Source organism: Spirochaetota bacterium (assembly GCA_025061835.1).
Lineage (GTDB): Bacteria > Spirochaetota > Brevinematia > DTOW01 > DTOW01 > SKYB106.
This window is the reverse complement of sequence record JANXAC010000007.1, coordinates 1-24314: the sequence shown is the minus strand read 5'-3', so window position 1 is coordinate 24314 and position 24314 is coordinate 1. Positions and strand designations below refer to the sequence as shown.

At 33.7% G+C, this 24314-nt stretch carries 24 protein-coding genes and 2 tRNA genes; 16 read left to right on the top strand and 10 right to left on the bottom strand.

Going from position 1 to position 24314, the window contains the following annotated elements; translation table 11 throughout:
• Positions 1 to 2: 2 nt before the first annotated feature.
• The gene (locus NZ579_04065; protein ID MCS7299124.1) at positions 3 to 569 is read left to right on the top strand and encodes a PAS domain-containing protein; all 567 of its coding nucleotides are present in this window, start codon (positions 3 to 5) and stop codon (positions 567 to 569) included.
• Here the strand turns inward: NZ579_04065 and tilS are convergent.
• Both tilS and NZ579_04055 read right to left on the bottom strand, forming a co-directional pair.
• Positions 561 to 1937 (bottom strand): tRNA lysidine(34) synthetase TilS, encoded by a 1377-nt coding sequence (tilS, locus tag NZ579_04060; GenBank protein ID MCS7299123.1) that lies wholly within the window; start codon positions 1935 to 1937, stop codon positions 561 to 563. The two genes, NZ579_04065 and tilS, sit on opposite strands and share 9 nt — an antisense overlap.
• Positions 1938 to 2191: 254 nt before the next feature.
• Entirely contained in the window at positions 2192 to 3646 is a 1455-nt protein-coding gene (locus NZ579_04055) for a hypothetical protein (GenBank protein MCS7299122.1), read from the bottom strand.
• Positions 3647 to 3956: 310 nt separating this feature from the next.
• On the opposite strand from NZ579_04055, the gene NZ579_04050 reads away from it, so the two are divergent.
• Together NZ579_04050 and NZ579_04045 are read left to right on the top strand one after the other, a co-directional pair.
• Complete coding sequence (locus NZ579_04050; GenBank protein MCS7299121.1) at positions 3957 to 4199, top strand: sulfurtransferase TusA family protein; 243 nt, start codon at positions 3957 to 3959, stop codon at positions 4197 to 4199.
• A gap of 17 nt (positions 4200 to 4216) precedes the next feature.
• A complete protein-coding gene (locus tag NZ579_04045; GenBank protein MCS7299120.1) occupies positions 4217 to 4708 on the top strand; it encodes a DsrE/DsrF/DrsH-like family protein in 492 nt (163 codons plus the stop codon).
• Positions 4709 to 4862: 154 nt separating this feature from the next.
• On the opposite strand, the gene NZ579_04040 is transcribed toward NZ579_04045, so the two are convergent.
• Positions 4863 to 5471: a hypothetical protein gene (locus NZ579_04040; GenBank protein ID MCS7299119.1), complete on the bottom strand. Its 609-nt coding sequence runs from the start codon at positions 5469 to 5471 to the stop codon at positions 4863 to 4865.
• A 168-nt stretch (positions 5472 to 5639) separates the two neighbouring features.
• Here NZ579_04040 and NZ579_04035 point away from each other — a divergent pair, with 168 nt between their 5' ends.
• From NZ579_04035 to NZ579_04025, 3 genes are read left to right on the top strand one after another with little or no spacing between them, the layout of a single operon-like run.
• Entirely contained in the window at positions 5640 to 6506 is an 867-nt protein-coding gene (locus NZ579_04035; GenBank protein ID MCS7299118.1) for a YicC family protein, read from the top strand.
• A 3-nt stretch (positions 6507 to 6509) separates the two neighbouring features.
• Complete coding sequence (gene gmk / locus NZ579_04030; GenBank protein ID MCS7299117.1) at positions 6510 to 7097, top strand: guanylate kinase; 588 nt, start codon at positions 6510 to 6512, stop codon at positions 7095 to 7097.
• Positions 7098 to 7116: 19 nt separating this feature from the next.
• Positions 7117 to 8802, top strand: coding sequence for a hypothetical protein (locus NZ579_04025; GenBank protein MCS7299116.1), 1686 nt, complete (start codon positions 7117 to 7119; stop codon positions 8800 to 8802).
• Here NZ579_04025 and NZ579_04020 read toward each other — a convergent pair.
• The gene (locus NZ579_04020) at positions 8789 to 9586 is read right to left on the bottom strand and encodes a TonB family protein (GenBank protein ID MCS7299115.1); all 798 of its coding nucleotides are present in this window, start codon (positions 9584 to 9586) and stop codon (positions 8789 to 8791) included. The two genes, NZ579_04025 and NZ579_04020, sit on opposite strands and share 14 nt — an antisense overlap.
• 207 nt (positions 9587 to 9793) lie before the next feature.
• On the opposite strand from NZ579_04020, the gene NZ579_04015 reads away from it, so the two are divergent.
• The 7 genes from NZ579_04015 to NZ579_03985 all read left to right on the top strand — a co-directional run bounded on the left by NZ579_04015 (position 9794) and on the right by NZ579_03985 (position 15138).
• The gene (locus NZ579_04015; GenBank protein ID MCS7299114.1) at positions 9794 to 10729 is read left to right on the top strand and encodes a hypothetical protein; all 936 of its coding nucleotides are present in this window, start codon (positions 9794 to 9796) and stop codon (positions 10727 to 10729) included.
• Between the two features lie 8 nt (positions 10730 to 10737).
• Positions 10738 to 11484: a tRNA pseudouridine(55) synthase TruB gene (gene truB, locus NZ579_04010; protein ID MCS7299113.1), complete on the top strand. Its 747-nt coding sequence runs from the start codon at positions 10738 to 10740 to the stop codon at positions 11482 to 11484.
• Between the two features lie 97 nt (positions 11485 to 11581).
• A complete protein-coding gene (locus tag NZ579_04005) occupies positions 11582 to 11896 on the top strand; it encodes a flagellar hook-basal body complex protein FliE (GenBank protein ID MCS7299112.1) in 315 nt (104 codons plus the stop codon).
• 2 nt (positions 11897 to 11898) lie between these two features.
• The gene (gene ribD / locus NZ579_04000) at positions 11899 to 13023 is read left to right on the top strand and encodes a bifunctional diaminohydroxyphosphoribosylaminopyrimidine deaminase/5-amino-6-(5-phosphoribosylamino)uracil reductase RibD (protein MCS7299111.1); all 1125 of its coding nucleotides are present in this window, start codon (positions 11899 to 11901) and stop codon (positions 13021 to 13023) included.
• Positions 13024 to 13029: 6 nt separating this feature from the next.
• Positions 13030 to 14166 (top strand): tetratricopeptide repeat protein, encoded by a 1137-nt coding sequence (locus NZ579_03995; GenBank protein ID MCS7299110.1) that lies wholly within the window; start codon positions 13030 to 13032, stop codon positions 14164 to 14166.
• A gap of 2 nt (positions 14167 to 14168) precedes the next feature.
• Positions 14169 to 14693: a hypothetical protein gene (locus NZ579_03990; protein MCS7299109.1), complete on the top strand. Its 525-nt coding sequence runs from the start codon at positions 14169 to 14171 to the stop codon at positions 14691 to 14693.
• A 4-nt stretch (positions 14694 to 14697) separates the two neighbouring features.
• Complete coding sequence (locus NZ579_03985) at positions 14698 to 15138, top strand: hypothetical protein (GenBank protein MCS7299108.1); 441 nt, start codon at positions 14698 to 14700, stop codon at positions 15136 to 15138.
• Position 15139: 1 nt separating this feature from the next.
• Here the strand turns inward: NZ579_03985 and NZ579_03980 are convergent.
• The 4 genes from NZ579_03980 to fabG form a co-directional block, all read right to left on the bottom strand.
• Positions 15140 to 15213 (bottom strand) — tRNA-Pro (locus NZ579_03980).
• Entirely contained in the window at positions 15214 to 15756 is a 543-nt protein-coding gene (locus NZ579_03975) for a flagellar basal body-associated FliL family protein (GenBank protein ID MCS7299107.1), read from the bottom strand.
• A 46-nt stretch (positions 15757 to 15802) separates the two neighbouring features.
• Positions 15803 to 15876 (bottom strand) — tRNA-Arg (locus NZ579_03970).
• On the bottom strand, positions 15876 to 16625 hold the full coding sequence (gene fabG / locus NZ579_03965; GenBank protein ID MCS7299106.1) for a 3-oxoacyl-ACP reductase FabG: 750 nt from the start codon (positions 16623 to 16625) through the stop codon (positions 15876 to 15878). Before fabG ends, NZ579_03970 begins: the two co-directional genes overlap by 1 nt.
• A 153-nt stretch (positions 16626 to 16778) precedes the next feature.
• On the opposite strand from fabG, the gene NZ579_03960 reads away from it, so the two are divergent.
• Positions 16779 to 18089 (top strand): hypothetical protein, encoded by a 1311-nt coding sequence (locus tag NZ579_03960; protein MCS7299105.1) that lies wholly within the window; start codon positions 16779 to 16781, stop codon positions 18087 to 18089.
• A gap of 331 nt (positions 18090 to 18420) precedes the next feature.
• On the top strand, positions 18421 to 20001 hold the full coding sequence (locus NZ579_03955) for an HD domain-containing protein (GenBank protein MCS7299104.1): 1581 nt from the start codon (positions 18421 to 18423) through the stop codon (positions 19999 to 20001).
• Between the two features lie 13 nt (positions 20002 to 20014).
• Here NZ579_03955 and lon read toward each other — a convergent pair whose 3' ends face one another.
• Together lon and NZ579_03945 are read right to left on the bottom strand one after the other, a co-directional pair.
• Positions 20015 to 22534, bottom strand: a complete 2520-nt coding sequence (gene lon, locus NZ579_03950) for an endopeptidase La (protein ID MCS7299103.1) — start codon at positions 22532 to 22534, stop codon at positions 20015 to 20017.
• Positions 22535 to 22543: 9 nt separating this feature from the next.
• Complete coding sequence (locus NZ579_03945) at positions 22544 to 22903, bottom strand: Hsp20/alpha crystallin family protein (protein MCS7299102.1); 360 nt, start codon at positions 22901 to 22903, stop codon at positions 22544 to 22546.
• A 205-nt stretch (positions 22904 to 23108) separates the two neighbouring features.
• Between NZ579_03945 and NZ579_03940 the strand changes: the two genes are divergently transcribed.
• Positions 23109 to 24314: HAMP domain-containing protein (locus tag NZ579_03940; GenBank protein MCS7299101.1), on the top strand; the 1206-nt coding region annotated here is incomplete at its 3' end.

Sequence of the window (24314 nt, the reverse complement as noted above, 5' to 3'; positions counted from 1 at the left end):
TTATGGTCAAGACAATAAAAGATGTTATTCATTACTTATACAGGTTTAAAAGTCCGATCCTAATAATATCCAATCTTGATGGTTTTCAAGGTTATGTAAGAACAAAAGATGTAGTTTCACTTATGAACTTAGGAGTTGAGGATGTGTTAAGCATATACAAAGAACTCAAATTAGAACCAATTTCTAATATTTTCAGCGAAAACCTTAACGATAATAATGTAATACCTGTTATACTTACTTACGATAATACTATTGATTTAGTATCAAAAAAAGAGTTGAAGTATATCACAAGTGATGATCCAACATTGCTTGAGATTAACTTTGAAAGTATACTCAAAAATTTACCTCTTCCTATCATAATAACTGATAGGTTTAATAGGATAGTTTGGTTGAATCTTGCTTCTACGAGAGAATTATCTTTAAGTTATGATGATTTGGTTGGTAAGAGCATATTGCCTTTCCTTGACAGTGGTAAAGCATCAATAAGCATAAGGAATAGGAATTTCAGAGTTATACACTCCGAGCTAATAGCAGTAGATGTGAAAGTTAATATTTATATGTTAATCTGAATTGAATCTTATCCTGCAAACTTTTCTGTGTCCAGTTTTGAGTAGAAAGTTGCTTGCTACTCTAATCTTGCCGTAGTAGATGCCAACGATACCTTTGTTACTATCTACAACTACTGCCTTATCCCTTTCACTTAATGGTATCTTCTCGTCTATTAGTATATCCTTTATCTTCTTGTTGCCAAAGTCTAGTTTAATGTAGTCTCCTTTTTCCCTTCTTCTTATCTCAACCTTCTTGACACCATCTAGGTCAAAGTAAAGTACTCTTGAAGAGTTTGTCTTTATCTTCTGGATAAAATTTTCATTGACATCTAACTCACTAACATCTATATCAACATCAAAGTATGAGATAAACTCAACTTCCGAGATTTTTGTTTTCTTTGGTTCTCTTGAATAGTGTTCAATCTTCTTTATCCTTAATTTATCATACTCTCTCAAGACAATAATGTTTTTGAATTTCACAACTACTTTATTCCCATATCCTCGTGTTTCGTAAGAAATCCTGTCAAGCACCTTTCTACTAATGGGAGTTTTAAAGTATGAGAGTATTTTTTTTACGACTTCTCTGGTGATTATTTTGGGGTAGTCTTCGGTAATCTTTAAGTTGATTACCGCGGAATCCTTCTCAAATACCACATACTGGTTAATAGCATTTTTTGTTAGCATCTCAACTATACTATACAAATCTCTTAAATCACTTATGAGGTTGTATATCTTCTCTCTGAAGTTTGGGAACCTTGGATAGATTGTTGGTATGATGATGTTTCTTACATAGTTTCTCTCGTATTCGTTAGAGTAGTTTGTCTCATCAATTATGAAACTGAGTTTTTGCTCTTTTGCATACTCTATTATTTCATATTTTGTTATCTCAATAAGAGGACGAATGATGTTTTGAAACTTCGGTCTTATTAGTAGAAGCCCTTTCAGAGATGTCCCTTTGAAGATTCTCAAAAATAGTGTCTCAATGTTGTCGTCAATGTGATGTGCGGTTGCTATCTTGGTAAAGCCATTTTCTCTAGCGAATTGCCTTATTGTGGAGTACCTTACTATTCTACCTGCTTCTTCAATGGATAAGTTGTTTTCTCTAGCAAACTCTCTTACATTCTTACGAAAAGTGAAACAAGGTATCCCCATTTCATTACATAAGTTTATGCAGAAAAGTTCGTCTCTTGAAGAAAAGTGTCTCAAGAGATGGTTAATGTGTATAGCACCTAACTGGATACCAAGTTTTGCCTTAAGGTTATCTAGAACATTTAGTAGGACAACAGAATCTACACCACCAGACAGAGATACTAATATTTTGTCACCTTCTGACACAAGTTTATACTTGTTGATGGTATCTAGCACCTTTTTTTCTAGTTCTGCTTTCATTACAAAGAAATAATGAAGAATTTAATAGTATCCTTACGAATTGAATCTGCTAATAGAGTTGCCTACTGTTAAAGTAGTTTTATTAATCTGTTTAGGTTAAAGGACAAAGTTGAAGTTTTGACATTTTCTTGTTGATTGAGAGGATATTGATTTTGTGAATATCTTAAGATAAAAGGATTTTTGAAGAATAGATTTGGTTAGATACTTAAGAGTATCTTAAGAATAATTACCAGCAACTAAGCCATGGTTAGAGTCTAACTTTGATTTGAATATACCATAATCTCGTCTATTTTTACACTGAAGTAGAGCTTCTCAACGAATTCTTTTGTCTTCTGATTTATCAGTGTGTCTCCGTATATGTATGTAAGACCGATTTCCTTTCTTATGAACATCTCTGCTAACTTCTTTAAAGGTCCTATCGTTTTTGATAAGAATTCATCAAGCATTTTCCTATTTTTTTTCGCAAGTTTTTCACAAAAAAGCAGGTATGCATTACTGCCTGTGAGATTGACAGCGTAGTAAATTTTTGGATAGTTAAGTTTAGGTATGATTTGTGCAAAGACTTCAAGCAGGTTTCCTTTTTCTCTCTCTATATCTATGTTTAAGAGTAGTCTAGATGTGCCTTCTAGAAACTCTATTCGTTCCGTTATAAAAAGATTATTAGCATTGGAAAACGATGATACATCGCTTATAAGTTGTCTATACCCATTAGAAGAGAGAACTTTTGAGAATTTTTGTATTACCTCTTCGCTAACTCCGACGAGGGATTTTGCCAAAGATGTCCTATTCACATACTTTGTAATCTCATCAAGCTTTCCTTTTCTTTCAATCTCTTCTATTATTCTTGTTATTGCTTTCGGTGTAACTCTAGGTAAGAAGAAAGAGTTCATAATATGTTCTCTTATGGTTTCAATATGCTTTGATGCTGTTAAGTTTTTGCCATCCTCTCTTATTATCTTGTTTATCGTCAATGCTGTTTGTAGTTTTGTTATTTCTACCCAGTCACGATTGAATGCAAGATCTCGGGCTTTATGTCTTGACATATCTAATATCCTTTCCCAGGCTCCCTCTGATATATTTGCCCCTATTTTATGACTATTTTTAAGAGACGTAATTAGAGTTATCATCTCATCCTCGCTAAACTCTGATAAGAGTCTTGAGAGTATGAACTGAAGACTAACATCGTCAATCACTTTGAAGAAATCATCAATATCCCAAGGTATTCCAGATAACCTATAAAATATCTCATCAATCAACATTTCTATGTCGTTTGAGAATTGAACCACATCTAGAATATTAACTTTAATATTTAAGTTTTGGATTATAGGTTTCATAATCTTTTCAAGAAAATCACCTTTCATCACAGCCTTACAATCCTTGAAGTGTATCACTAGTAGAACCTTCTCTGATATTATGTTTATTTGGTTTATACGCTTTTTGTAGAATTCTAATGTAATTTTCGTTGAGGAAAATATACTCAATACATCTCCTTTTATGAGCTTACTGATATCATGGTTGTTGTTATCAACTACAATTACTGACTCATTCAGAGGTTCAAGTATCTTTATTACGAAAATTTCTTTCGTTTCTAAGTTGAAAGAGTTTGTTATCTCCAAATTCTCAATAGGTAATGAAAAGAATTGTGTTAGTAAGGATTTTATCCTGTCTTTAGAAACTTGTGGTAGAGGGTTAGCTTTTGAATTATTCATCAAATCCCCCTAATATAGTTTGTAAGTGTGGTTTGAATTGAAATACACATCTAAATATAATCAAATTTTCAGTTTTCATCTAGTATTTTTTAGATTTTCTATGATACGCTAGCAGTTTTTTAACAGGGACAGGTTTATTGGTGTTTTGAATTTGGAAATCTCGGGAATTTACTGTCTATAGTTTCGTCGCCTATTGCTCCTAATGGTCGTAGGAGTTTTTTAAAGATTTTGGATTTTTACCGTTGCGATTTTAAATTATTTGACTTTTTGAAATTTTTAGTTATTATAATATTGACATTTGGAGGTTTATATGTCTGTAGATTTTAAGGTTGATAAAGAGTTAGACATTAGGGGTTTGGTATGCCCATTTACATATATAAAGTCAAGGTTATTTTTTGACAGTGAGGTTAAGGTTGGTGAGGTTGTCAGGATAATAACTGACCACGAGCCTGCATCAAGAGATGTTCCTAGAAGTTTCGTAGAGGATGGGCATGAACATTTAGGAACTGATGTTTCTGATGGCAACTGGATTATGTATTTTAGGAAGAAGTAAGTCTGGGGGTGCTTGGTATGGAGAAGAAAAAAGATTCTCTGTCAATAGTTGTATTTACTGACGATTATGATAAGGCTATGGCTTCACTTGTTATGGCTACTGGTGCAAAAGCAACAGGTTGGGATGTAACGCTATACTTTACATTCTGGGGTTTGAACCTGATAACTAAAAAGAAACTTTCAGGAAAGTATAAGAGAAATCTTATTCAGAGGCTCTTTGGCATTATAAACAGACCTTCAGTTGATAGTGCTAAATTATCAAAGTTTAACTTTGGTGGAGTGGGGAAAGGAATGTTGGAAGTATTACTGAAACAGAAGAAAATTCCTAATCTCAAGGAACTGTTTGATTACGCTAGACAGCTTGGTGTGAAGATAGTTGCTTGCTCGTTGGCTATGAATGTTTTTGGTTTAGCAAAGGATGACCTTGAGGATTTTGTAAGCGATATAGTTGATGTTCCAGACTATTTAAGAATAGCGAAAGAATCTTCAGTAGCACACTTCATAGCGTAAAAACAATAAAGTCTAAAATTCCACTAAGAATTTCACTACGATTAGGAAAGGAGTGGATGACAGAGAATATAAATCTGTGATTGAGGGTGATCAGTTTTTGGAGATTTTGGAATTTACCGGTATAAAAATACTTAGGTGTATAATCCTAAAGAACCTATTTCACAATCTTTGAGATTATTGTTCTAATTTTTGATGCTTTTTCAAAGTTTTCTCTGACCACCTCTATCATCATTTTACTGGACAGGTAGTCTTTGAATTTTTCATTTATGTATATACTTCTATAGACTCTTGGAACTCTACCTTCAAACTTTGCAGGTTTATGTTTTATCTTTGTTCCAAAGAATTCAATACAGTTTATACATCCTAAGTTTTGATTACCTATTACTTCTTCAATTGAGGAACCACAGTAGGGGCAGATACTCTCAGTTTTTTTCATATCACTACTCCTTGTAACAGATTTATTTTCGTCTTGGATTGGTTGTTTATTATTAGAACTTATCATACTTATTATATTGTCAAATGAGAGAAGTTCTTCTTCAAATTCTTGGTTTTCGTTCTGTTCTTCAGATGTTATTTCTAGATTTTTCACTATGTTTTTTCTTATGAGTTCCATTATATCTTTAATGAGGTTATCTATATTGCTAGTATCCAGGCCGAATTTGTTTATACAGTCCTTACATATATGAACTGTTGTTTCTCTACCATTGTATTGGACAGATATGCTTAACATACTATCATTCTCTCCACATATAGAGCAAACCATAGGTATCTCCTTATGCAACTGCTAATAATATAATAATACATTTTGTTTTAAATTACAATTATTATTAAACTTAACCAGAAAATTTGGACTTTGTTGGAGTTCAGTTTGGTAAATTGAATTGTATCTTTGTGAATTGGTATAATCCTTAAAAATCCGATAATATCTACGATGAGGAGCATGACGGGTTTCTCATACATATCAAAAGACACAGACTATGGAAAGATAACAATTTATTTAAAGAGTTTAAACTCACGCTTCCTTGAGATAAAGACAATTATCCCTACCACTATACAGTTTGTTGAGGAGATTGCTAGAAAGGTAATAAAGAACTCGTTTAAGCGAGGTAAGGTTGAACTTGTTATAGATTTCTATCCAAAGACAAATGACTTTGATATACATATTAACAAGGAACTAGCAAGGGTTTATTTTGAATCACTTAGAAGTTTGAGTAATTATCTTGGTTTGTTACCGGACATAGAGATAGTTGATATCGCAAGAATGCAGGATGTCATAAGTATAGTAAGGCCTGAACCACCTTTAGAACTTAAAAAGCAGATAGAGATACTCATAAAGAAGTCAGTTGCTAATGTTTTGAAGCAGAGGATCAAAGAAGGTGAACTTGTAAGGAATGAATGTATTATGGCTGTAGATAAAGTTAGGAAAAATCTAGAGAAGATATCAGAAAGATGGAATATTGTTAATACTAGCATAGAAGAGAAAGTGAAAGAAAGGGTAAATAAATTTCTTAAAGAGTATGAGAATAGAAAAGAGATAGACACATCAATTATAAGTTTTCTTATGAAGGTTGACATAAATGAGGAAATATTTAGATTATCGCAACATCTTGATGATCTTGAAAACCTCCTGAATAGTGATGGAGAGTTGGGTAAGAAAGTAGAGTTTCTTCTTCAGGAGCTTAATAGGGAAGTTAATACAATAGCTTCAAAGTCTTTTGACTATACAATATCATCTTTAGTCGTGTATATAAAGACTGAACTAGAAAAGATAAGGGAGCATATACAAAACATAGAATAGTTTATGGAACAGAAGGTGAAGTTAGGTAAAATATTTATCATATCTGCACCATCCGGAGCAGGTAAGACTACAATTCTTAGGAGAATCCTGAAAGAAGTTCCAAACCTACATTTTTCGGTATCAGTTACAACTAGAAAGCCGCGGGAAGGAGAGAGAGATGGCATAGATTATTACTTCGTTTCCGTTGATAGAGTCCTTGAAATGTTCAGAAACAAAGAACTTCTGGAATGGGCTATGGTTCATGGTAATTTTTACGGAACACCTGTTTGGGAAGTTGAGAATAAAATAAATGCAGGTATGAATGTGATAGTTGACGTTGATGTTAAAGGTTTTATGAAGATAAAGAGAAGATACCCTGAAGCCATATCAATATTCATAGTGCCTCCATCAATTGAAGAACTTAAAAATAGACTATTGTCTAGAGAAGGCAAGAAAGAATTTGACGAAAACCTTAGAAAAAGATTTGAGAAAGCAACTTACGAAATGTCCTTTAGGGAGCTTTATGACTATGTAGTAGTAAATGATGACCTTGATAGAGCTTGTGAAGAATTAAAATCAATAATCCTAAAAAACATTGAAAAACAGTTTTAATTTTGTTTATGCTAGAAATATGGATTTTTTCATAACCAATCTTTTGGATGCTTCATTGATAACACTCTCGTTGTCGTTATCACTAATTAGTATATTCTTCTCAATATACCTATGGCTAAGACAATACCTTTTAGGGAATCTTGATAATAAGATACTACTACTGTGCTTACTACACACATTTATTTTTATATCATCTTCCATGTTACTTGTATCTCAACTTAAAATATTAAAAACTGAAATTACAACTGTAACAAACGTATTACTTATGTCTCTTCTGACTTTGGTCCTGTATGAAAATTTCAAGAATTTTGAGGGAAAACCATTACTGAAAAGAATAGAAATACTAACGATACTAATTCTTACATTCATAACATTATATCCTTTCAATGACATATTAGCGACACTTGTAATACTAGTAGTGTTTGTAGTTGCTATTTACCAAGTGGTAAGGTTCTATATACTAAAACCAAAATCTGAAAATGTTATTAATATTTTAGTTGTTCTATCCGTGGTTGCTGGGACTATATCAAATAGGTTACTTTTCCCTGAAGATACAATAATTATCTTGTCAGGTCTAGTAGTATCACTTCACGGTGTTGTGCTAATATTTTTGGTATTCCTAGAAAACTATAAATCTTTAAGTAATACTGATATCGAAGTTAGAAATCAAATAGAAAAGATAAGTTCAAGTGGTAGTAGGATAACGAATTTTATTGATAAGATAAAGTCTTACAGAAACTCTCAGTCTAAGTTAACATTCTTAATAAGTGCTGATAGTAAGAAGTTATACAATTATTCAAGATACTTTGAAAACGTAATATCAGAAGCAAAAGATAGTATAAGTAAGATAAAATTCAACTTTACAAAGAATTCTCAGGAATTAACCTACATGGATGAGGTTCTGAGTTCAATATCTGAGACTATTCAAGGTGTTAAAAGTATCCAAAATGATGTGATTAAAGAACTGAGGGATATAACTATTAAGACAGACTCAATCATAAACACTTTTAAAGTATTGTCGGAAGATATAAACACATTATTGTCATACATAAAATCAATTCAAGAATTTCTTTCAGAAATATCAAATTTAGTAAACGATTCAATTGATCTACTGGCAAGGATAGGTAATGCGATATATCTGTTTGAGCAGATAAGTATAGAGGGGGAGATGGTGTCAAAAAACAATGATGTTACTTCAATGTGGCAATCCTTCAGAAGAATTAAAAACCTTTCAAAGGAGATAGTGATAGATATAAATCAATTTAAGAGAAATCTGACTTTAATAAGCATAAATAACAACATTAATACAGATAAGTTGAAGAAATTAGAAAAAGATGTATATGATCTTTTATCGCTGTCTGATAGTGTTGTAAATACTGTATCAAACATACTTAGTGATCTAAGAAAACTGCAGGAGCTTGTAGAGGAGTCTATGAGGTTAAATTTAACATATTCTTATAGCGTCAAATCTTATCTTGATAGTATCAAATCAAGTTCAGAAGATAGCAAGATTATGCTTGAAAAGGAGTTTTCAGAAATAGATGATGGTATTTCAACACTTAATACAATAGTGAGCAAGATATCTGATATCACTAAATCAATAAACACGATATCTGACTTGACTAGCCTTATAGACCAAAATTTAAACAGTATAAGAGAGACATTGAAGGTAATAGAAAGAGATATATATGTTATTTTGGAGTGATGGTTATTGATACATTTGCTACTGTTGAGAAATTCGCAGGATTGAACCTTATTCTTCTCATAGTTTTTAGCACTATTTCATCAACTAGTGGCTCACCAGATGTTTTCAAAACCTCAACTCTTGATACAAAGCCTGAAGGTTCTATGTAGAAAGTGAGTATTATCTCTGTTTGTTTTCTTAGTATATTTGGTGGTATTTCCGGAGAATACCATTCTACTACCTTTCTAGGCCCTCCTTTTATCCAAGATATATTACCACTTATGCTGTCTGTGGTAGAACCTTTTGATGAAGGTAGAGGTGTAGGTTTGCCAGAAAGCAATTCATTTTCATCAACATCTTTTGAAATCTCCCCTTCTTTAGAACCTTTAATTGAGGATGGTGTTTGTTCAGAAGCTCTTTCATACCTTTTGAGGTCTGAACCAATCTTTCTATCAGATACTGTAATCTCTTTCGTAGGTTTGGCAAGATCCGATGTGTCGCTAGCATCTGATAGAGACTTTGAAATCTTGGGAGAGACGATCTCATAAACTATATCATCTACTTCATCTTTGGAAATATTCTTTTTGGTAGTTTGAATTTGTTGAACATCAGATAGAGACCTTGATGTTTCAGGTCTCTGAGTGGATATGAATTTTATATTCACTTCCTTAACACTCAGTTCAAGATTAGTATCACTAAAATAAAGAAAAATCAACATTATAGCAAGTATATGTATTAAAACTGATACTACGAAAAATAGAACCCATTTAGGACTATAATCTCTTGAGTAAAACTTAAATTCCATAACTACAATATACGACTTGGTCAAACAGTTTGTCAAGAAAAACATTTTAAATGAAAAGTTGTAGAATTAAGATCATTACTACAAAATTTGTATCAAGTCTGAAATTATTAATTTGGAGATTATATGCTTATTTTTCGGTCTTAAGTTATTGAAAAGTCAATAAGTTTCTTTAATAATAATTTTACAATTGAAAGTAGGAGGTTATTTATGAAAGCTATGTTATACTCTTTGACATTCAAGGATAAAGAGAGGTTTTTAACTCTCTTCTCAAATAGAATGCTTACTGTGATTTCTGGTTTAGTTGCTTCAGTATTGCTGTTCTTGGTTATATACTTTTCACTTGTTTGGTTGGGTGTAGTTCCATTTAGTTATATAAGTTTTATTGGACATCTTTTAGCTGTAGTCTTCCTAGGACTTCTCGCGGTTTATTTAAAGTTACTAGAATACAGACTTGAGATGATATCTTACAAGCAGGCAAGTATCCGAGATGTTATACCAAACTTTTTGTATGTCCTATTACTATCAATATCAATACTCTACATATTGGCTTATTATGTTATTTCTATTGATATCAATGCGTTGAATGTAGAGAATGTTTCATCACTTATTGTTATAGCACTTATAGGTTCAATAATATTTGCTTACATGCTTGCGTCTGCATGGTCGTGGATATATGTAAATATACTTAACTACATAAGTAATATTGATTGGATATCAAAGTTTGATGAAGATGCTTTCTATAGGCTTCTACCTCTCAAGTTCTATGAGAGTAAGAGGTATCATGTTCCATTGAGTTTGGGTATAGTTGATATTAAGAACTATCAGGATGTCGCTAAAAGGTTAGGAAAAAGAAAGATGCAAAGAATAATGTTGGAACTGATGGAGGATATCTCATCGAAATTGAGGTTCGTTGACCTGATCGCTAGGATAGATGATAGTAAGAAGATAGTCGTTGTTATGAATGTACCAAGTTCTTCAGCAGTCATTCCTATTAGCAGGGTTCTTGAGTCTATTAGGGATTTTAACAGTAAATATGAACTAGGTTTGGATTATAGAGGTAGAGTAGTAGGTTTTACACCTGATATGATATCTGAGATGGATCTTCTGAAGTCAGAGGGAGAGGAAGTTAAACTTGAATCTTAATCAATTAAATGATGTTTGATGGAATCCTTCCTGTTAACAAAAGTAGAGATGTCTTGTCAAATAGTGTAGTTGTGAAGATAAAGAAGATAATTAAACGAAGTGGTATTATTGTGAAGGTTGGCCATGGTGGGACACTTGATAAGTTTGCTAGTGGATTACTTCTTATACTTATAGGTAAAGCAACAAAGCTGTTTCATGAAATCAGTGTACTTGACAAGAGTTATGAAGCGGTAGTGAAGTTTGGAGAGTTGAGAGATACAGATGATATCTATGGTAGGGTAATTGAATACTCATCAACTTCACATCTTGATAGAAAGGTTGTTGAGAATGCTCTTAAAAACTTTGAAGGAGAAATACTTCAGATACCTCCCGCTTACTCATCAGTTCACATAAACGGAGAAAGAGCATATAAGTTAGCCAAGAAAGACTACTACTCAACGCTAAAAATGCTCAGGCCACGAAAAGTGAATGTGTATGAAATAAAACTTTTGAATTTTGATAAAGATAATTCTGAAGCAACAATATTCGTCCGATGTTCAGGTGGAACATATATAAGGTCAATAGCAAGGGATCTCGGGTATAAACTAGGTGCGGTTGCTTTTCTTAAAGCCCTTACTAGAAAAAGTATAGGTGGTATATCCTTGGATAGAGCTATAACTGATGATCTAATAAACTCTCCCCAAGATATTGAAAGAAATCTTATTAGTATTGAAGAGTTTAGGAAGATTTTTGATTTCTATTCTTCTGCGACTTAGGTCTATATTGTGTTTGGTAATGTCAAGTTTTTTAAACAACTTGAAATAACTTGAAGGTTCGTAGTTGTATCCGAAAATATTTAGAAGAGGTCTAAGTATGATAAGCTTTGTCAGTGATTACAATGTAGAACTGAAAGCATCAAGAGAAAAACATTTTACTCATCCAAAGGATTTTAGGTCTCGGTCAGTAGAAGAAAGTTTTGGAGAAGTTTTGCTAAAAGCGTTTGATGATGTTAGGATCAAGGAGTCTAGCGCAAGGCAACTTCAAGAGCTTGCGATAGTTTCTCCAGAAGAGGTTAATGTTCATGAGATTATGATAGCAGAAGAAGAGGCAAGGTTATCATTACTCTTTGTCAAAACAGTTATAGAAAAAGGAATTGGTGCTTGGAAAGATTTACTTAATCTAAGATAGTTATGACGCAGAGTGATACAATAAAGGTAGAGTATTTTGAATTAGCATATTCTCTTGCGAACAAGGCTAAAGGCATATCCTCTCCAAACCCTGCTGTTGGGGCTGTGATTGTGAAGAATGGTAGATTAGTATCAATGGGCTATACACAGCCGAATCAAGGTAAGCATGCAGAGATAGTTGCCATAGAGAATGCTAAAGTTCCTCTTGATGGTGCTACTATGATAGTTACACTTGAACCTCATCAGTATCAGGAGATTAATCCACCGTGCACTGAAAAGATAATCGAATCAGGTATAAAGAGAGTATATGTTGGAACAATAGACAAAAATCCAAAAGTCAATGGAAAGGGGATAGCAAGACTCAAATCTGCTGGTGTAGAAGTGAAAGTCGGATTTTTTGAAGAGGATCTACTTGAGTTGAATGAGGATTTCTTTAAATTCGTCACAACCGGTAAGCCGTTTGTTACTGTCAAATACGCTATTAGCATTGATGGAAAGTTAGGAACGATAACAGGTGATTCAAAATGGATATCATCTGAGGCAAGTAGGGAGTTTGAGCATACCGAGATAAGAAGAAAGGCTGATGCAATAATAGTTGGTGTTAATACAGTTATACTGGACAACCCTTATCTGACAGTAAGGTATAGAAAGAAGGAATATTTATACAAACAGCCACTTAGGTGTGTAATTGATCCGTTCGGTAAAACACCGATTGACTCTATATTGGCTAGTGATGAGTTACCAACCCTGTTTTTCGTATCAGAGAAGGTTAATAGAGACTTTTTGAATTATATATCAAAGAGAGAAAACAAACAGTATGAATATATAAGTTTGGTAGGAGATAGGTACCTTGATGTTAGAGAGATTATTGATAAACTTGGAGAGAGAAAGGTTATAAATGTTCTTGTAGAAGGTGGTGGTGAGATAATAGGTAGTTTCTTTGATAACAATCTAGTTGATAAGGTATTTGTTTTCATATCACCGAAGTTCATAGGTGGTAGCAATGCTAAGGTAATTGGTGGTAGGGGGGTTGCAAAAGTTGAGGATAGCATAAGACTCTATGACATAACTGTTATGAGAATTGAAGATGATGTTGTTATGAAAGGATATGTAGAGAAACCATACTAGGAGGTTATGGATATAAATAATGGTATCAAGAAAATACTAGACGCTTACGAGAGTGGAAACTTTTTGAGAGTATCACAGTTAGGTAAGAGTCTGTTCAAAGATATTCCAAATCATATTAGAAAGATTGTTGAGGTTTCTAACTTTCTTACCGGTTCTCTTTTGTGTGGAGATGTTGAGGATGTTATAGATTACACATCACACTTTGATGTGATACTAGCAAAGGTTCTTTTCCTAGAAGGGAATTTTAAAAGTTATAGGAATACAGTTTATAGTGTTTTAAGGAGGTCTAGCGATGCACTATCAAAGCTTTGTTCTCTTAAAGAGATTAAGATGTTTGATGAAAGGGGAGCATCAGACTATTTAAAGAGCTATAACCTTAAGCCTTCATCGGAGCGCGAAGAATATCTGTTGAATTTCTTGAAAAATGATTACAAACTATCTATAAAGATTATATCATCAATACTATCAAAGAACTCTAACTATGAGATAGTCTTGGATCTTATGGATATATGGCATTATACGGGACAGTACAGAGAGTTATCGGAACTATGCCTTCAGTTTTATAAGGAGGGTAGAATAAGTGACTATTTTTTATATCTTTATGGATACTCTTTGTTTTCTTCTGGGCGAGTTCATGAAGCAATAAATATTCTTGAAAAGCTTATGGATAAATATCCAGATAATGTAAATATATCTTATAACCTGTCATCTTCGTACTACAAGATAGGGAACTTTGCCAGATCTCTTGAGATAATGGAAAGCGCACAGAGGCTCAATAGTTCGGTAGAAATAAATTTTGCTAAAGGTGTCATACTATACAGACTTGGTAGGTATTTAGAGAGTAAGAATGAGTTTCAGAAATCATCTTCTGTTGAAGACTTTAGGTTCTCAAGCAAGTATAATATCAGTATATGTGAATACAAAATGGGGAACTATGAGAGTGCTATAGCCAAGTTGGTAGAACTGAGAAATGAGAAGTTTGTTGATAGAAGGAATTTTGAAGCAATTAATAGAACAATATCTGTTGTGAAACGGTCCAGTATGAAGATTTCGTATTATCTTTTGTTTATCATATCAGTGATATTTTCGTTTGGGATAGGGTTTCTTATATATTTCTTAATAACTAACTTCGGGCTGAGGTAGTTATGGAAAAAGCTAAGATGATGTTAAACTCTGTTTTACACGAGAAGAATCCTGTTGATAGGACTATTCTGATAAGATACTATATAAGTGAATATAAGAGTGCAAACCCTATATTTCTATCTCAGTTCTTCAAGGTTATGTTTGACCACATATATAGGGAAGGAGACATAGAACTTCTTAATGTGTTGATTGATAACTTTTATGATGAAGTTTGTGTGTATGGTCATGGCTCAACTAGAGAGATAAACAATTTACTTTCATACTTTATCTCTTCAGGTAAGATTTCGTATATCATAAGACTTTCACCTATTGCTTCAGAACTTGGTGATAGTAGAACTTTGAAGATAATGAGTAGGATACTTCTAGAAATAGGGCGATCTAGATATATTGACCCTAAGGACATATTCGCTATCAAAAAATCAATTCATGATCTTCAAACAAAGATATCACTAGGCAAAAGGGTAAAGGTTGATATAATAGATCAAGGAATTTTCAGTAAATGGAGGAGATTTGAGTGTCTAGAGTGAAGATATGGATGACTTAAAAAGAGTTTTGGAGATGTTTGATAATTTAGGAGCAAGTTATTTCTGTGATTATACGGATCTCAAGAAAGCGTTTAGGGCAGAAATAAAGAAACATCATCCAGATGTTTCAGGAGATAGTAATAGAGCAAAAGAAATTATAACATCATTTAGAGAACTCCAAAAAATCTACAATGATAAAGAGAAGCTTGAGTATTACAGAAACTTGTTCATCATGACTCGTGAAGCGAGGAATGGAATTGAAGCAGGGGATGATGTATTTCAAAATGCTTCCATTTTTGACAAGATAAGAAATTTTGTAAAATCTAAGGTTTTGCTAGTTGGTTTGGCAGGAGTATTGTTGAATTTCGTTTTGATCGGGGATATTATCATAGGTTTGCTTATTTCTGTTGTAATGGTTTTGGGTATATGGGCTTATAGGAGATTATGATTCGGGCCAGTGGGACTTGAACCCACGACCTCACGCGCCCGAAGCGTGCGCGCTAGCCATCTGCGCTATGGCCCGTCAATACACAGTGAATTCATCAAAGAATATGTCAAGTATCTCTCCATTAACAAGAATATTATTCATAAGTTTCTTTAGTCTCTCTTTGAGTTCCTCTCTTTCAATCGGTTCGTCAAGGTCCTCTTTCTTCATAGATGAAACAGTTGTTATAACGATGTCTCTCATCTGAAACTTCCTTTGACCAAGTTCCATCATTAGTGGATTATTCTTTTCGGGGTATGCTACATATATCTTGACTCTGACGAAGTGAGGCTCATCTGTATCCGCAGTGTTTATGTTGAAGCTTCCAAGGTCAAATGTCATTGGAGGTGGCTCTTTCTTTATAGGTCCTCTGGCTACTACGATCTCTTCGGCAACTCTTGCTCTCATCTGGCTTACTACTATGAACGCAACTATTGCTGCGATTATTCCTGCTATGACAAGTTGTAGTACATGGGATAGTATCCATTCTATTATGGCACCTAGACTGAAACCTGGTTTTTTGGCAGCCTCTTCACCCTCTGGTGCTTCTACTTGTAGTTCTTCTTTCTCATCATCACCCATAATACCACCTCTATCTATGATTATCGGAATATTTTATTTAGGTCTATGTGCCTGAGGGGACTTGAACCCCTGACCACTGGACTCGCATTCCAGTGCTCTATCCACCTGAGCTACAGGCACTAATACATAACCATTCCACCATCAACTAGTATAGTTTGCCCTGTAATGTATGATGACATATCAGAACACAGAAACGCAACTACATTTGCAACATCTTCAGGCTGTCCCATCCTGCCAAGAGGTATGAATTTTAAAATTTCTTGCTTGACATTATCTGGTAAAACTCTTGTCATATCAGTGTCAATATAACCTGGTGCAACAGCATTTACATTTATGTTTCTTGACGCAAGTTCCTTCGCAAGAGACTTCGTTAGTGCTATTACACCACCTTTTGAAGCAGAGTAATTTACCTGTCCGGCATTGCCCATTACACCAACAACCGAACTTATGTTGACTATCTTACCATACTGCTGTTTTATCATATACTTCACAACTGCTTTACATCCGTTGAAAACACCCTTGAGGTTTGTGTTTATGACTTCATCCCATTCCTCCTCTTTCATCCTAAGTATCAAAGTATCTTTCGTTATACCTGCATTATTAACTAGAATATCAATTCTGCCAAATTCTTTTACTATCTCATCAACGATACTTGTAAATTCGTTTAGACTAACTACATTTAATGCATATCCTCTGGCTTTAACTCCATACTTGTCCTGTATCTCCTTTGCAACAGAGTTTGAAGTATCTGCTTTAGTGGAAGTAACTATGACATTGACTCCAAAAGAAGCAAGTTTATCAGCAATCGCTCTTCCGATTCCTCTTGATGCGCCTGTAACTAAAGCAATTTTGCCTTTTAAATCATTCATATCAACCCTCCTCAAACTTGAGTATAGTTTATAGAATGAAACGGTTCTGTGACAAATTGTAATGACTTGTTAGTCTTTTAATGAGAAGGGTTCAAAAAATTGCGAAGCAACCAGTATATTAGTTAGTATATTACCAGTTAGAGAGTTATTGTTATGAGAGTAGTGATTTTGATTATTGTATTTATCTTATCTATCTTCATACTGATACCAAAATCATATCCTAACACTCTAGAAGACTCTAGAATATTATTATCAAGAGATAACTTTATATCAATATTTTACAAGTATGACGATTTCACGAATGTTCTTCTGTTTGGAGATGTGTTTGATAAGTTTGTTGATAAAAGCAAGTATGTAATTTATGAGATAACTAGAGATAACTTTTCTGTTGTCTATATACCTCTATCAGCCAAGTGGTTGGACTTTTACAACTCATTCGTTGATAAGGTGGTGCTTTCGGAGTTTTCTTTCTTGCTAAAGATTGATAATCAGTCTTACTGTATCAAGTTGGAGACTAACAACTATGTGTGCGTGTTTAATGGAAATTTCATAAACAACTACAATAACTTGGTCAAAGGTTTATCTCAAGAATATTTTTCAAGACTGGAAAAGTTCTTACCTATACTGATCCAAACCAATCTGTCAGGCTTTTTTTCTTACCCTCTGGGTAATAGAGAAGTTTCTAATTTGCTAAACCTAAATATAGGTTTGTTTGACAGAAAGTATAATTTTCTAAGTGATATTAACTATGTATCTGGTTATGTAGTTGGAAATGGATTTTATGGAAGTTTGATTATGAGTAGAGTTGATAAACTCAGAAACATATACACTCCAGTCTCTAAAAGACAGTTGAGTATTCTATCTCAATCTGAAATACCATTTTATCTAACTATTTCTGTAAATCCTGAATTTTTATCCGATGTTGTTGAACTTCTTTATCCGGATTTGATAAGTGCTTACCCTAGACTTAAAAGGGATATTATAAATACTTTCTCTGGGACCATGTTTGTAGGAACATACAGCCCGATATACTCTGACAACCTAGACATAGTTGTAATTATGGGTGTTAGGTCCAAAAGTGAAGCAGATAGGTTTATAAAGAGTATTCTAGGCTTGCTTGGTAATTACAAGATTACCAATATATCAAGAACTAGAGTGTTTGAAATAATACTCCAGAATAACATTAATCTTTATCTTTACTTGTCAGACAGCGAGATCGTTTTGACATCTAAGGCTAGCAGAATGGAAGGTTTCATAACGCTTTATAATAGAAAGGCTAGTAGTGTCGTTAATAGATTCCCAACGATAGGTGTTAGTGGTAATATTGAGTATGTGTCTCGTATAACAGAAAACGATTTAGAATCATTCAAGAGATATCTTTTCAGGAGCACGTTTAGGAATATAAGTTTAGTTTTGGATATAACTGACGACCAAAGACAGGTTAGTATAGTGATACTAAATTGAATTTATGATGCGAGGTATTTTTATACTTAATGAAGCATCTAGATTTGAGGTTGTTCAAAACTTGATTTTTAAATGAAAAATATTATATTAATTGTAGTAATTAAGAATTTTCCACACCTCCTTCCCGGGCAGGTTTCCCCCTTCCTGCCCGTTTTCTTCATTTCGTTTAATTTAATCATAAATATCATTAGTTTTTATTTTTTACTCTAATTGTTAGATAGATTGGTCATGCCCAGGAAAAAGAATTTATATGTTTAAGTGCTAGTGGTTGTATGTGTTTATTTTTTCATTTGTTGAATTCTAAATTAAGGATTTATAAGAATTGTTTCGTATGAGTGAAAACGTTACAAATGATATAGGAGAAATTAGTGAAGTAAAAGTTCCTATAAAAGTTTCCAAGTTTTATCTAAAGGAAGGAGATATACTAGATGAGAATATTCTCTATTATGATAACCTCAAGAAAGGATTGATTCTTGATAAATCTGCTATTTCTGCTATTCAGAATATAAACGAAGTTAAAGAGGTTAGGGTCTTGAGGTCTAAAAGTCTAATTATAGAGGAAGAGAAACAAACAACACCAAGTAATGTTGTGATTGAACCCGTTAAGAAAGAAGAGCAGACAATAGAGACATTAGATAATGTAAGTGATGTTGACATAAAGATGGCGTTCAACGATGAGAAACTAAACAGGAAGATAGCAGAGGCTATAAGAAACACTATTCAGAACATAAGGGGACAGGATTATGATGCTAAAGTAGATGAAACTAGTTCCAAAATAGAAAACATGCTCCAAAAAGAACAGATCACTACACAAGCTGTTCAGTTAGAAGCACAAAAGATAATAAGGGATCTATCTCAAAGTTTTGTGGATAATATCTCTCTACAAAAAATCGTTCCTATCAAGAGTAAGAAAGAAGTTTTGTCTCTTAATTTTTCAAACAAGAGTATATCAAACTATTTTCTGGATATTGTTATTGAAGATAAGGTGTCATTTGTCAGCTCGGCTAAAAGTGTGGTTCTGAAGTTCATAAACGCCTTTGGTGATGACAATAGTGGTATAATGTTAAGTTCGTTGTTTCAGTTATCTGAGAGTGATGATTATGTTTTATCGCATTCTATTTTTGTGATGGCTCTGTCAATAATGGTAGCGAAGGAATTGACAAAAATAGTCTATGATAAGCTTTTGTCAAATCAAAACAACAAGATTGATACAAAATCTCTTAAAGTGGTTTCATTGAAAACTTTTGGAATAGAAGATTTAACGAACATAGGGCTTGCTAGCTTGCTACACGACATAGGTATCAGGAAGAACTTTGGTATCATACCACCATCTTACAAGATACCACCTTTAAGTCGCTCAAAGATTGATCTACACCCTAGCGAGTCAAGTTATATAGTTCAGAAGCTTAATTTGGATATAAGTATTCAGAGAGCAATCTATGAACATCACGAATACCTAGATGGTAGTGGCTACCCGAAAGGTGCGAATAAATATCTATCAAAATATTCACCAATACTTGCATTTGTTGAGAGGTTTGGAGAGTTAGTTTTACAAAACCCGTTGGTTGATAAAACATTACCGCCTCCACTGGCTATCAATAATATTTTGAAAAATGAGATAAGGAGGTTTGATAAAGATGTAGTCTATGCTTTCATAAGAGCTACATCAACTTATCCGATAGGTAGTTGGATACAAATGTCGGATGGAATGATAGGATTTGTTAAAGATGTGAGTCAAAAGGATAGGACTAAACAGGTTATAAAAGTTGTTTTTGACAATAATCTTAGACAGCTCAATGAGACTAGGTTAATTGATCTAGGAGATGTTCAGGATATTAAGATTGCTAAAATAATGAACCCTGTTGAACTATCACAAAAAGTTGGCGAGTTAAGAAGATACTATTTTGATTAGTAGGGTGATATATTTAATCCTGAATTACTTTTATATTTTTAGATGACTTCTTTTTGTGTTTACTTACGTCTTCTTCTTTCGGTTGCTTCTCAAAAACTTTGGTAACATCTGCAACAGGTTTTTCTTCAAGCGATAACTCCAAAACTTCCTTTACTCTTTTGATAGGTATTATTTCTAGGTTTCTTTTTTGTTCTTCTGGTATTTCATCAAGATCCTTTGAATTCTTATCGGGGATTAGTATTCTATTTATTCCATATCTTTTGGCTGCAAGTATTTTTTCTCTTATGCCACCTACTGGTAGGACAAGTCCTCTTAGTGATAGTTCTCCTGTCATTGCGATGTTTTCTCTAACTTTTCTTTGAGTTAGCAATGATACCATTGAAGTTAATAAGGTAATACCTGCGGAAGGACCGTCTTTGGGTATCGCTCCTGATGGTATGTGTATGTGTAGATCATACTCTTTGAAGATGTATGGGGGAATACCTAATTCTTTTGCGTTTGACTTTATATAACTGTATGCCAAGGAAGCAGATTCTTTCATCACATTACCTAGAGAGCCTGTTAGTATTAGGTTTCCTCTCCCCTTCATAGCGGTTGTTTCAATGAATAGTATTTCGCCACCAACTGGTGTCCAGGCAAGACCTATTGCAACACCTGGTATTTCTGTCATCTCTTTCACTTCGGATATATACTTTTCGGGACCTAGATATTCCCTAACTTTGTCATTATCAACTACTATGGTTTCATCCTGATACACGATCAAGTTCTTTACGATATTTGTTGCAATTGATCTCATAACCGAACCTATGTTCCTTTCTAGTTCTCTTACACCTGCTTCTTTGGTGTAGTCGTTTATTATCTTGCTTAGTGCCGAGTCTGTTATCTTGATATTATAGTTTTCAAGCCCATTTTCCTTCTGTTGTCTAGGGATTATGTAATTAATTGCTATCATTTTCTTTTCAGGCTCTGTGTATCCGGGAATTGATATAACCTCCATTCTATCAAGTAAAGGCCACGGTATGTTGTTAAGGTAGTTTGCCGTAGTTATGAATAAAACTCTTGAGAGGTCATAAGGTATCTCTAAGTAATGGTCGCTGAATGAGTTGTTTTGTTCTGGATCAAGTACCTCAAGTAATGCAGAAGCAGGATCACCTCTAAAGTCAGAGGCAAGTTTGTCAATCTCATCAAGCATAAAAACTGGGTTTGATGAACCTGCTTTCTTAATTCCTTGAATAATTCTTCCCGGTAATGCCCCTACATAGGTTCTTCTATGTCCTCTTATTTCTGCTTCATCTCTAACACCACCTAGTGAAATTCTTATAAATTTTCTACCTAATGCTTTAGCTATTGACCTTCCAAGTGAAGTTTTACCAACACCTGGAGGTCCGTAAAAGCATAGTATGGGTCCTTTAACACTACCTCCCTTTAGTTTCATAACCGAAAGGTATTCAAGTATTCTCTTCTTTACCTTTTCAAGGTCATAATGATCTTCATTTAAAACTTTTTCAGCGTATTCTACATCTAGGTTATCCTCTGTGTATTCGTTCCACGGTAAATCCAAAATTAGGTCAACGTAATTCCTTGTAACAGTATATTCGGGAGAGACAACAGGTATTTTTGATAATCTTTCTATCTGTTCGGCAGCTACTTTTCTTGCTTCTTCACTCATCTTCTTCTTCTCAAGCCTTTCTCTGAGTTCTTGAATATCTTTCTCTTGTTCGCTTAACTCTCCAAGTTCTTTTTGAATTGTCTTGAGTTGCTGTCTTAAGAAGTATTCTCTTTGAGATTTTTCAACATCGCTTTTTACTTTGTCCTGTATTTCCTTACTCATCTTTGCTATTTCAAGATCTCTTCCTATGTAGTTTATGACAGCTTTGAGGAGTTCTTTGATATTGTTCTCTTCAAGAATCTTTTGTTTCTCATCAATTGTAGCATTCACACCCGAGGCTATAAAGTATGCTAGAAGGTCAGGTTGTTCCATACTCTGTATTGCAAATTCAACTTCAGGATGAACCTCCGTAACAAGATGTAGTAGTGATGTAGCCATGTCTTTTAATGTTTTTACATAAACCTCAACTTCGTTATCTCTAACTATCTCCATGTCAAGGTATTCAACCTTTGCTTTCAAGAATGGTTCTTGCTGTAATATTTCAACTATCCTAAATCTTTTCTCAGACCTTACAACGAGGTTTATACTTCCGTCAGGTGACCTTAATACCCTAAAGATACTAGCGAGCACTCCAACAGAGTATATGTCGTTAGGTGTTGGTTCCTCAATATCCTTTGACTTCTGAGTAATGAAACCTAGAGATTTATCTTTCATCAAAGCTTCTTCAACAGCATTTAGAGACCTTTTTCTTCCAATGGATAGAGGTGTTGACATTCCTGGGAATAGAACTATACTCCTTAAAGGAACAATAGGAATAGTATCTGAGTATTTTCTCTGATTACCAGTTTGGTTAGTATTGTCTTGTATATCCTCTCCTATGCTTCCAAAAACACCACCAAACGAACCAATGTTGTCAAAAAGCATACCACCACCCTAGGATTTTTTTATTGTTATCACTAAAAAGCCGTTTTTTAAATCGGCTTTTATGTTTTTTTCACTTACATTTCCTACATCTATGACTTTTTCAAAGTATCCATAGTTAATTTCCATCTGGTGTATCTTCACACGGTTTTCGTTATACATTTCTTTCCTATAGCCTGATATCTTTAGAAATCCATCTTTGAATGTGATATCAATATCTTCTTTCTCAACGCCTGGAACTTCAGCAATAATAATGAACTTATCAACAAATTCGTAAACATCAATAGGTGGTATCCAATGAATATTAGGCTTGACAGGGCTGTAGTTTCTAAAGCCTATGAGCATTCTAAAAAATTCAATATCTCTAGACATAGTATAATTATAACAAAACCAAACCTTCTGTTCCACTTTAGTAGTTTATAAGATATTCTTGTAAAGAAATTCTAAATTTCTGACTGAACTTTTGAAGCATTTAGGTAGGATGTCTAAATTTTGCAGAAGAGTTTGGTCAAGAAGACTTTTTATGTTTTCATAAATATCTTTATTTATAATTGCTATCAAGGAGGTAGTAAAAAGTATGAAGAAGGTTAGGTTTGGTTTCGCTTTCAAAATGGCTGTTTTGGTGTCATTAATTACTTTCGTGGTGATTTTGGTTGTAAATTACCTCGTTCTTGATTACTTCTATGGTTTAGTTAGGAACTATACGGAGAATATGTTGAAAGTTATGAACAAAGGTCTCAAGGATGATTTCTTCTTGTGGAGTGTTGAGGAAATCAAAAACTATGGTGATGAGATAGTTGAAAACAACTATGATGAATATGAGTTTTATAATGATACAGTAAAGGGGAATATTGTTGCTTTGACTAGGAGCTACGATGTAATTTCTGGTGTTAAAACTGGTTATTTGAGTGAATATGAGGATTTAGCTAAGGGTGAAAAACTTAAAGATTTGTTTACCTCAACGTTTTACTGGGATGGTAGTAGAATATATTCTTTGGACTATAAGTATGATGATGAGGAGTTTATTGAATACCTAAAAAATTCCAAGTTTGAGACAGGGCAAACAAATTTCTTTCTTTCCAAGGATCAATCAAAACTGATCTTTATCTACAAGCTCAAGAAAGGAATATTAGGTGGTTCAGTCTCACCGGAAAAGTATAATGAAGTTTGGATAAGAAATGTATTTAGAGGAGTCAAATTGAATTTTTATGTGAATTATGAGCAAAAATCAGATAACAGGATGTCTCATCAAAAGTTTTCAAAGATAATATCAGATGTCTCTACAACAAGGGATATTGAAAGCGTTTATGTTTCATTATCAAAAAAGATGAAGAAGCAAGATTTAGAGGTAGTTGGAGATATTCTTTTTGATACAATCTTTTTCTTAGTTTATCAGAATTATGAAGCAGTTACATTTAAAGGAATATTGGAAATACCTATAAAGAGTGTTTTTCCATTCTCAGCGCTAGAGATGTCTGTTATATCAAGTGGACCTATCCTGATTCTGGTTTTAATAATTATGTTCATCGTGAATAATCGTATTTTTGTCAGGATACGCAACTTGAGTGAGAGGATATCAGAACTTGGCAGGAGTGGAGGGGACCTGTCATATCGTGTAGAAGCAAAAACTAACATATCAGAAGTCAGGGAGGTTGCGGAGAACATAAACAACTTCCTTGACGCAGTTGAGGAAATAGTCAAAAAAAGCAAAAACACATTCAGAGACGTTGAACAAAATATCCAGGTCCTGTCAGAACTCGGCGAGGAGGTTGTCAGGGTTAGC

What these genes read in the sequence shown, in the direction of transcription:
- NZ579_04035 (MCS7299118.1), top strand. Translation starts at nt 5,640, where the DNA reads ATGAGGAGCATGACGGGTTTCTCATACATATCAAAAGACACAGACTAT.
- NZ579_03985 (MCS7299108.1), top strand. Translation starts at nt 14,698, where the DNA reads ATGGATGACTTAAAAAGAGTTTTGGAGATGTTTGATAATTTAGGAGCA.
- NZ579_04015 (MCS7299114.1), top strand. Translation starts at nt 9,794, where the DNA reads ATGAAAGCTATGTTATACTCTTTGACATTCAAGGATAAAGAGAGGTTT.
- ribD (MCS7299111.1), top strand. Translation starts at nt 11,899, where the DNA reads ATGACGCAGAGTGATACAATAAAGGTAGAGTATTTTGAATTAGCATAT.
- NZ579_03945 (MCS7299102.1), bottom strand. Translation starts at nt 22,903, where the DNA reads ATGTCTAGAGATATTGAATTTTTTAGAATGCTCATAGGCTTTAGAAAC.
- tilS (MCS7299123.1), bottom strand. Translation starts at nt 1,937, where the DNA reads ATGAAAGCAGAACTAGAAAAAAAGGTGCTAGATACCATCAACAAGTAT.
- NZ579_03995 (MCS7299110.1), top strand. Translation starts at nt 13,030, where the DNA reads ATGGATATAAATAATGGTATCAAGAAAATACTAGACGCTTACGAGAGT.
- NZ579_04005 (MCS7299112.1), top strand. Translation starts at nt 11,582, where the DNA reads ATGATAAGCTTTGTCAGTGATTACAATGTAGAACTGAAAGCATCAAGA.
- fabG (MCS7299106.1), bottom strand. Translation starts at nt 16,625, where the DNA reads ATGAATGATTTAAAAGGCAAAATTGCTTTAGTTACAGGCGCATCAAGA.
- NZ579_04020 (MCS7299115.1), bottom strand. Translation starts at nt 9,586, where the DNA reads ATGGAATTTAAGTTTTACTCAAGAGATTATAGTCCTAAATGGGTTCTA.
- NZ579_03975 (MCS7299107.1), bottom strand. Translation starts at nt 15,756, where the DNA reads ATGGGTGATGATGAGAAAGAAGAACTACAAGTAGAAGCACCAGAGGGT.
- NZ579_04045 (MCS7299120.1), top strand. Translation starts at nt 4,217, where the DNA reads ATGGAGAAGAAAAAAGATTCTCTGTCAATAGTTGTATTTACTGACGAT.
- truB (MCS7299113.1), top strand. Translation starts at nt 10,738, where the DNA reads ATGATGTTTGATGGAATCCTTCCTGTTAACAAAAGTAGAGATGTCTTG.
- lon (MCS7299103.1), bottom strand. Translation starts at nt 22,534, where the DNA reads ATGCTTTTTGACAACATTGGTTCGTTTGGTGGTGTTTTTGGAAGCATA.
- NZ579_03960 (MCS7299105.1), top strand. Translation starts at nt 16,779, where the DNA reads ATGAGAGTAGTGATTTTGATTATTGTATTTATCTTATCTATCTTCATA.
- NZ579_03990 (MCS7299109.1), top strand. Translation starts at nt 14,169, where the DNA reads ATGGAAAAAGCTAAGATGATGTTAAACTCTGTTTTACACGAGAAGAAT.
- NZ579_04050 (MCS7299121.1), top strand. Translation starts at nt 3,957, where the DNA reads ATGTCTGTAGATTTTAAGGTTGATAAAGAGTTAGACATTAGGGGTTTG.
- NZ579_04055 (MCS7299122.1), bottom strand. Translation starts at nt 3,646, where the DNA reads ATGAATAATTCAAAAGCTAACCCTCTACCACAAGTTTCTAAAGACAGG.
- NZ579_04025 (MCS7299116.1), top strand. Translation starts at nt 7,117, where the DNA reads ATGGATTTTTTCATAACCAATCTTTTGGATGCTTCATTGATAACACTC.
- NZ579_03955 (MCS7299104.1), top strand. Translation starts at nt 18,421, where the DNA reads ATGAGTGAAAACGTTACAAATGATATAGGAGAAATTAGTGAAGTAAAA.
- gmk (MCS7299117.1), top strand. Translation starts at nt 6,510, where the DNA reads ATGGAACAGAAGGTGAAGTTAGGTAAAATATTTATCATATCTGCACCA.
- NZ579_04040 (MCS7299119.1), bottom strand. Translation starts at nt 5,471, where the DNA reads ATGGTTTGCTCTATATGTGGAGAGAATGATAGTATGTTAAGCATATCT.
- NZ579_04065 (MCS7299124.1), top strand. Translation starts at nt 3, where the DNA reads ATGGTCAAGACAATAAAAGATGTTATTCATTACTTATACAGGTTTAAA.